We start from the raw sequence: 5,171 nt of genomic DNA, 5'->3' as shown, positions 1-5,171 counted from the left end.
TTACCGAGAACTGGATCGGCGCTCACGAACGCCAAGATGAGACCGTGAGAAAGGCGCAAGAACTCGGCACTCTCGAGCTCTGTGTATTCGCAGGCAAAAATCAGCCGTCGCGAGGCGATCGGTTGGATCCGCAAGTCAGAGAGGTCATTAATCGCAAGTTCGGGCCCTTCGCACAGGACTCGATCGGTGGGGTGAGAGAAAGAATTGCGCACATCGCCGTTGCTCGCGACTGCGTCTACGTACTCGCCGCCCCACGCACGCGACCGAACCGATCGGAAGAGCGGCAGCCTGAATGCCTGCAGCGTGCCAGCCGGCGCAACCCGGCCGACCGCCGAGACACCGTTATTGGCCCATCTCTTTAAGAGATAGAGCATTTTTCACCGACGTAACTCCGGCTACGCTCTTCGCAACCTTGCTGGCTTTATCGATTTGGGTTGAGTCGGGAACGTGTCCGGCAAGCACAACCGCACCCCCTTTAGCGGTTACGTTGATTCCGGACGTGTTGACCCCTCCCTGCGAGAGTGCATGAAGCACCTTCTTGCTCAGAGCGCGATTCGCCTGTCTGGTCGCTTTCGCACTTGGTTCACTTGCTGGCGCCATGCTGGACTGCGCAGGCGTGGCAGCAGGTTCGCTAGTCTGCGACCATGCAGCAACGGACGCTGCGGCCATCAATGCCCCGCCAACCAACCTGAGTGTTCTGATAACCTTCATTGCTTGCTCCAGTTGTCAAGAGTCATGGCAGATCCCAGCAGGGATCCTGGCTCGCTATGAGGGGAAGACCTTTCGCGCTTGTGGGTGGTCGTTTGCTACCTCCCCTACACATTAACGAATCGACATCGAATACGGTTGACCTAGCTTCGTAGACACCAGCATGTGCTCTTCAATCAACTGCCCTGATTTCTGGGCTGCGGTCCAGGAGATCTGCACAGTGTTTTCTTTAAGTGAAACGTTAAGGAAGTCGCGACACCTTCGCTGTGACGACGCAGCCGTTGTCATGAGACTGACAACGTCCATAAGGATTTTCTCAGTCTTTTCATCGTTCTCCGCGCAGATAACGCACGCCAATTAACAGGACGACGGTCGACGCGACACTGGCGAGTGGTAATAGCTGCAAGGCGGGCGTCAACCCCAGCCGGTCTGCCAATACTCCCGTCACAACCGAACCCGGCGCCAAGCCAAGCAGGTTGAAGGCCAAGGCGAGCGTTGCCATGGCAGTACTATGAATCGCCTTGGGCGTCAGATTCGCAACCATCGTACCGGCCGGGCCCATAATGCCGGCGCTAAAGAACATCGCCAATGCGATGAGAGTGAGTTGGGCTGAACCGGCGGGAAACTGAAATGCCGCGAACAGCAATGCTCCGCAGGCCAGGTTAAAGGTGATCGCTAGGAGCATTTTCCGTCGTGGCGAACCACGTCCCATGCGATCGGAAAGTGCGCCGCATAGCGGCATTCCACATGCGCCGCAAAGGACGAAGATTGCTGCGACGCCGCCCGCCTTGCTCAGTGGCATGTCATAGGCTCGATTCAGGAAACTCGGCAACCAGGCAAGCAGGCCACCATTGATGAATAGCTGCAGCCCGCTGCCGATGTAGACGCAGATCAACACCGGGGAGGAGAACAGATCTCTCAACACGTCCCTGACGCGGACTGTAGCCAGCGAATCAGGTTGCCTAGTGCCGGTTGATTGACCTTTCGCCCCTTCGATCCGCGCCGGACTAGCGACCGTCATATAGAGCAAGGTCAGCGCGATACCAAAGATCGCCATGCCAACGAACGCACTCCGCCAACCGAACTGGCTTGCCAGTGAACCGCCGAATCCGATCCCCATTACCGACCCGACCATGCTGCCCGCCATAAATGCTCCAGCTACCGTGGAGGTGTGCCGTGACGGAAACATACTGATGAGAATGGCCATGCCAACGCTGGCGTAGGCGGCTTCGCCGACACCGACCAGAAAGCGCGCCGACAACAACGTGAAGTAGTTGTGCGACAGGCCGCAGAGCAAGGTCGCGAAGCTCCAGATCGCCGCCATAATGGTCACGCTGCGTACACGACCCCAGCGGTCGGCCGCAAGCGAGATGGGGAATGCCAAAATGCCTACAGCCAGCGAGACAACGCCACTGAGCGCTCCGAGCTGAGTGTCGGACAGTCCCCACTCCGCCTTTATTTGCGGAAAGACTGCGCTGAGCACTTGCCGCGACATATAGTCGGACAAGAGCAGTCCGAATGTCAGCGCAAAAATGACCCATGCATAACCACGAATGCGCTGCGGTCGCTCACCGACATAGCACGCTATTTCTTGCATATTCACTGCCACAATTCTTTCTCCTGTTATTGCTGCTGCTAATGCCATCTGTGCGCAGCGCTCTGTTTTCAGCTCTGGCGTCCGCGGCGGCGTGAGCCTGGCCTTCCTTCCCACGGCCACTCATTCATCTTGGGGCTCTAGGCAAAGTGAAACCTGCTCTGTGCCCAATCAGTCATGTCGCTGGACACCCCGATCCGGGCATCGCAGCTGAACAACCTGGAGGCTAACTCTTGAACTGCTCGAGAAATTCCAGGAGCAAAGTGTTAACCTGATCAACGCTTTCTTCCGCCGCAGCATGGCCCACGCCGGGTAGCAGCACCTTCTTCTGCAGTCCGGGCAGGTAGGTGTCGAGCCGGTCGTAGATACCGCGGATTTCGACCGGTTCGAGAGAAGGGTCGGCAGCGCCACCGATAAACAGGCTCGGCTGGCGGACCACCGCGCCGTCCAGAAACGCTGTGATTTCCCAGTTCCGGTCGCGACAGCGGTAATAGTTGATGGCGCCGGTAAATCCCGTGCGCGTGTATTCATCGACGTAGTAGTCGATCGCCCGCGCGCTCAACCAGGACGGGAACTCCTTGGGTTCAGTGAAGGCGTTAAGAATGGGTTCACCAGGTTCGACAAACAGGCGCCAGCGTTCGGTGCCGACGGCGCTGCCGGAGACCGAGTAGAAGACGCTACGCAATGTCTTACGCGCATCGCTGGCGAACTCGCGATCCGGCTTGCCGATCTGCTGGAAGTACAGATGGTGGTACACCCTGCCTTTCGCCATTTCCCGCAAGCCGACGGTCGGCTTGACCTTTCCGCGCGGTGGCACCGGAGTATTGAGCATCACGAGGCCACGGAACAGATCCGGCCTCAGCATGGCGGCCGCTTGAGCGACCCATGCGCCCAGATCGTGGCCGACGATCACCGCGGAGGTTTCACCCAAGGCCTTCATCAATCCAACCATGTCTCCGACTGACTGGCTTATGTCGTAGGCTTCAATGGAATCCGGCTGGTCCGTTTGCCCAAATCCCCGTTGATCGGGGACGACGACCCGAAAACCGGCATCGGCCAACGCGCCGATCTGGCGCCGCCACATGTACCACAGGTATGGAAATCCGTGCAGCAGAATGACGAGCGGGCCCCGCCCCTCGTCGATGTAATGCATACGTATGCCGTTGACTTCGGCAAAGCAGTGCCTGAATGCGGCGGGGTCGTCGGCATCCAATTGCCCCATTGTGGCGCAAGGCTGACCCATTGCAGCGCTGGTGTCCATCGTCTATCTCCATCTGTTGATTGTCGGCCTCTAAGGTAGCCCTGATAGGCAACTTGCACTAAGCTTATAAGGACATTCTCTTACGAAATTGGGACACGTCCGTGCATGCCCTGACGCGGAGCGCCAGCCTTACCGACTATGAGCACGTGGCCCGTTCCGTGGGGCTCGACCCGTTCCGGATGCTGCGGATGGCTAAACTGCCGGCCAAGGTCCTCGACGATCCGAATCTGATGATTAGTGCCGATTCGGTGGGATGGCTGCTGGCGGAGTCGGCACGCCTGTCAGGCCAGGAGGCCTTCGGACTGTTGCTCGCGGAAACGAGAAGCCTGGCCAACCTGGGCATGTTGGCGCTGGCGATGCGGGAAGAGCCCACGCTGCGCGCAGCAATGCAATCTTGCGTCCGCTATATGCGACTGCACAACGCCGGGGTGCAATTGCGGCTCGACGAAGCAGGCGACGTCGTACTGCTGCATGTGGGCGCGAATATGGTGGGGGGGCATGGCGTTTGGCGCCAGACGATCGAAATGTCGACCGGAATCGGGATGCGCATGTTTAATGTGCTGAGTCGCAATACCTTCCGTCCGTTAAGGATCAGCTTCACCCACGAGCGGCCCGCCAGCCTTGAAGTGCACCACCGCGTGCTGGGCACGGCAATCGAATTCTCACAAGAATGCAATGCCATCGTTTGCCGCGGTGGCAATCTCAATATGCCAATCCCTGCCGCGGATCCGACGCTGATCCGCGAGGTGAAGCGAATGCTGGACATCCAGCTGGCCAACGTCCGCGACGAGCCGGCGCAGCGGGCGCGCCAGGTAGCCAGGATGCTACTACCAAGCGGACTTTGTTCCGTCGAGCAGGTCGCCCAGCATCTTGGCATGCATCGACGCACCCTTAACCGACACCTGGCGGCCGAGGGCGAGAGTGTCACAACAATCATCAATGCGGTACGCGCTGAACTCGCAGAGGAGTATCTGGCCGGCAGCAAACGCAAGTTGTATGAAGTCGCCGAACTTCTCGGCTTTTCCTCCGCCGGTGACTTCTCGCGCTGGTTCCGCATCCAGTTTGGCAAGACACCCTCGGAGTGGGTCGCCCATCATCGAGAGAGCAAGGCGACCGCCGGATCCCTCTCGCGTCGGTAGGAGAGGCAGGTTCGGGATCGGGATCGGCCCACGGGCCCCACGGTCATCCGGGCCGGCCACTGCCTGAAGCTGCCGCACCCACACCTTCCCGACGACATGGGTTCCTCAATCCGCGATTGCCGGCGTTCCCGTCCGAACTGCATGGAGGCGTTGCCGCCATCCGCTTTCCAACCAGATTCGTGGCGTCGCGTCCCAAGATGCTAATAAATTGTCCCGTCAAACCAATAGCATAGCGGCCGAAATACGTACTATCAGTCTCGTTGTCCGACGGAACGGTGTCGCTGCTTCGCAGACCGCTCCATCCGCTAGACGCACATATTGCTCGCCGCCGCACAGTACATTTTGGAGACATCAATGACAGCAACTGCCCTCGCCCAAGACACCTCTTCACAAGCCACGCCCATGGCACCGGCCATTGTCCGGCCATCGGTACGCCAGCACTCGATCAAGGTGGAGATTTGCACGCCCG

The 5,171-nt window shown here is 59.1% G+C and carries 5 protein-coding genes; 1 reads left to right on the top strand and 4 read right to left on the bottom strand.

All coding sequences use genetic code 11. The features are described from left to right. From AWB81_RS47805 to AWB81_RS40340, 4 genes are all read right to left on the bottom strand, one after another. Nucleotides 1-374, bottom strand: a 374-nt coding sequence (locus AWB81_RS47805) for a hypothetical protein (RefSeq protein WP_235026176.1), incomplete at its 3' end; no start/stop codon positions are given. After that, nucleotides 343-711 carry a BON domain-containing protein gene (locus AWB81_RS40355; RefSeq protein ID WP_087135549.1) on the bottom strand — a complete coding sequence of 123 codons (369 nt, stop codon included), beginning with the start codon at nt 709-711 and terminating at the stop codon, nt 343-345. The genes AWB81_RS47805 and AWB81_RS40355, both read right to left, overlap by 32 nt. 322 nt (nt 712-1,033) lie before the next feature. Continuing rightward, complete coding sequence (locus AWB81_RS40345; RefSeq protein WP_062643950.1) at nt 1,034-2,305, bottom strand: MFS transporter; 1,272 nt, start codon at nt 2,303-2,305, stop codon at nt 1,034-1,036. 223 nt (nt 2,306-2,528) lie between these two features. Beyond that, nucleotides 2,529-3,563 (bottom strand): alpha/beta fold hydrolase, encoded by a 1,035-nt coding sequence (locus AWB81_RS40340; protein WP_235026174.1) that lies wholly within the window; start codon nt 3,561-3,563, stop codon nt 2,529-2,531. 101 nt (nt 3,564-3,664) lie between these two features. Between AWB81_RS40340 and AWB81_RS40335 the strand changes: the two genes are divergently transcribed. After that, nucleotides 3,665-4,702, top strand: a complete 1,038-nt coding sequence (locus AWB81_RS40335; RefSeq protein WP_062643947.1) for an AraC family transcriptional regulator — start codon at nt 3,665-3,667, stop codon at nt 4,700-4,702. Nucleotides 4,703-5,171: the final 469 nt, after the last annotated feature.

It is taken from the genome of Caballeronia arationis, assembly GCF_001544975.2.
Lineage (GTDB): Bacteria > Pseudomonadota > Gammaproteobacteria > Burkholderiales > Burkholderiaceae > Caballeronia > Caballeronia arationis.
The sequence above is the reverse complement of the archived record's forward strand: the minus strand, read 5'-3'. Positions and strand labels throughout refer to the sequence as shown.

Excerpts from the sequence above, each read along its gene's own strand:
- AWB81_RS40355 (WP_087135549.1), bottom strand. The coding sequence starts at position 711 with ATGAAGGTTATCAGAACACTCAGGTTGGTTGGCGGGGCATTGATGGCC.
- AWB81_RS40340 (WP_235026174.1), bottom strand. The coding sequence starts at position 3,563 with ATGGACACCAGCGCTGCAATGGGTCAGCCTTGCGCCACAATGGGGCAA.
- AWB81_RS40345 (WP_062643950.1), bottom strand. The coding sequence starts at position 2,305 with ATGCAAGAAATAGCGTGCTATGTCGGTGAGCGACCGCAGCGCATTCGT.